Source organism: Kordiimonas laminariae, assembly GCF_023008165.1.
GTDB classification, from domain to species: domain Bacteria; phylum Pseudomonadota; class Alphaproteobacteria; order Sphingomonadales; family Kordiimonadaceae; genus Kordiimonas; species Kordiimonas laminariae.
This window is the reverse complement of the sequence record NZ_JAKQZA010000016.1, coordinates 1-2,500: the sequence shown is the minus strand read 5'-3', so window position 1 is coordinate 2,500 and position 2,500 is coordinate 1. Positions and strand designations below refer to the sequence as shown.

Genomic DNA, 2,500 nt, shown 5'->3' with positions numbered 1-2,500 from the left:
AGGATGTTGGCTTAGAAGCAGCCATCATTTAAAGAAAGCGTAACAGCTCACTGGTCTAATTAAGCTGTCTTGCGGCGAAGATGTACCGGGGCTAAAGACATATACCGAAGCTGTGGATTTGATCTTATGATCAAGTGGTAGCGGAGCGTTCTGTAAGTCTGCGAAGGTGTGGCGTGAGCCATGCTGGAGATATCAGAAGTGAGAATGCTGACATGAGTAGCGATAAAGAGTGTGAGAGACACTCTCGCCGAAATCCCAAGGGTTCCTGCGCAAGGCTAATCCGCGCAGGGTGAGTCGGCCCCTAAGGCGAGGCTGAAAAGCGTAGTCGATGGGAAACAGGTTAATATTCCTGTACCTGATGGAATGTGACGGATGACGTAAGTTGTAGATCCTTATTGGATTGGATCTGCCGCGAAGTTGTCCCAGGAAATAGCACCATCATATAGACCGTACCCGAAACCGACACAGGTGGGATGGTAGAGCATACCAAGGCGCTTGAGAGAACTGTGCTGAAGGAACTCGGCAAATTGCCTCCGTAACTTCGGGAGAAGGAGGCCCACCATTAAGGCAACTTTTTGGTGGGGGCACAAAAGAGGGGGTGGCGACTGTTTACTAAAAACACAGGGCTCTGCGAAGTCGCAAGACGACGTATAGGGTCTGACGCCTGCCCGGTGCCGGAAGGTTAAGAGGAGTAGTGAGAGCTGCGAATTGAAGCCCCGGTAAACGGCGGCCGTAACTATAACGGTCCTAAGGTAGCGAAATTCCTTGTCGGGTAAGTTCCGACCTGCACGAATGGCGTAACGACTTCCCCACTGTCTCCAGCACAGACTCAGCGAAATTGAATTCTCCGTGAAGATGCGGAGTACCCGCGGTTAGACGGAAAGACCCCGTGCACCTTTACTACAGCTTCAGTGTGGTATTAGGGATAACATGTGTAGCATAGGTGGGAGGCTTTGAAGCAGGGACGCCAGTTCTTGTGGAGCCACCCTTGAAATACCACCCTTGTTGTCTCTGATATCTAACTACGATCCATGAACCTGGATCTAGGACCCACTGTGGCGGGTAGTTTGACTGGGGCGGTCGCCTCCCAAATGGTAACGGAGGCGCGCGAAGGTAGGCTCAGATCGGTTGGAAATCGATCGTTGAGTGCAATGGCATAAGCCTGCCTGACTGTGAGACTGACAGGTCGAACAGATACGAAAGTAGGTCATAGTGATCCGGTGGTTCTGTGTGGAAGGGCCATCGCTCAACGGATAAAAGGTACGCCGGGGATAACAGGCTGATACTGCCCAAGAGCTCATATCGACGGCAGTGTTTGGCACCTCGATGTCGGCTCATCTCATCCTGGGGCTGGAGCAGGTCCCAAGGGTTTGGCTGTTCGCCAATTAAAGAGGTACGTGAGCTGGGTTTAGAACGTCGTGAGACAGTTCGGTCCCTATCTGCCGTGGGCGCAAGAGACTTGAGAAGAGCTGCCCCTAGTACGAGAGGACCGGGGTGGACGAACCTCTGGTGGACCTGTTGTAGCGCCAGCTGCATTGCAGGGTAGCTATGTTCGGACGGGATAACCGCTGAAAGCATCTAAGCGGGAAGCCCCCTTCAAGATAAGGTCTCTCTGAGAGCCGTGGAAGACCACCACGTTGATAGGTCAGGTGTGGAAGCGCAGTAATGTGTGAAGCTAACTGATACTAATTGCTCGATAGGCTTCAGAGCCTCTCCATAGACAGAGAACAAAACTTTTAAATACAATTGATCATTCTCAAGCATGCATAAAACGCAAAAATCTTTACTCTTTCGTTGATCTGGTGGTTATAGCAAGCCTGTCCCACCCGATCCCATCTCGAACTCGGAAGTGAAAGGGCTTCGCGCCGATGGTACTTCGGCTTAAGCCGCGGAAGAGTAGGTCGCCGCCAGATCTACTAAAGAGTAAAGACATAAACATCTTCATCAATATCAAAAAACAGCAAACCGGCCATGTGCCGGTTTTGTTGTATTAAGCGGTCCAGCTGAAAATAACAGCCTTGAACCGCGTCACATCGGAGAATGGCATCGCACAGCGATACTTCACACGGGTGACAAACATAGTTGACGCGGGATGGAGCAGCCCGGTAGCTCGTCAGGCTCATAACCTGAAGGTCGTAGGTTCAAATCCTACTCCCGCAACCATTAAAATAGGTCAGTACCCAGAGGGTGCTGGCCTTTTTTAATTGGTACGAGAGATGGTGAATGAACATACCGGTTCGGACCAAGCAAGCATTGCTTGCGCAGGGCAACAGCACAAAGCGAAGCGACTGCTGGTAAATCCTACTCCCGCAACCATTAGAAAATCCCTACCACACAAGGTGGTAGGGATTTTGCGTTTAAATTGCTGTGTGATACGGATGTGCTCCTTGCAAAAGGCGCCTTAAGCGCAGATTGCCTAGATCCTTTGCCTGGCTGACCAACCACGAAGGGGAGACTAACCCTCCCCACAATACCACCTTAACTCGACCTGCAAGAGCAT

1 tRNA gene and 2 rRNA genes (1 of these 3 cut by a window edge) are annotated in these 2,500 nt (G+C 51.2%); all 3 read left to right on the top strand.

What is annotated here, in order from left to right:
* Nucleotides 1–1,710 (top strand): 23S ribosomal RNA (locus tag MF542_RS17460) (it extends 1,037 nt beyond the left edge of the window).
* 88 nt (nt 1,711–1,798) lie between these two features.
* Nucleotides 1,799–1,913, top strand: a 5S ribosomal RNA gene (gene rrf / locus MF542_RS17455).
* A gap of 173 nt (nt 1,914–2,086) precedes the next feature.
* A tRNA-Met gene (locus tag MF542_RS17450) sits at nt 2,087–2,163 on the top strand.
* Nucleotides 2,164–2,500: the final 337 nt, after the last annotated feature.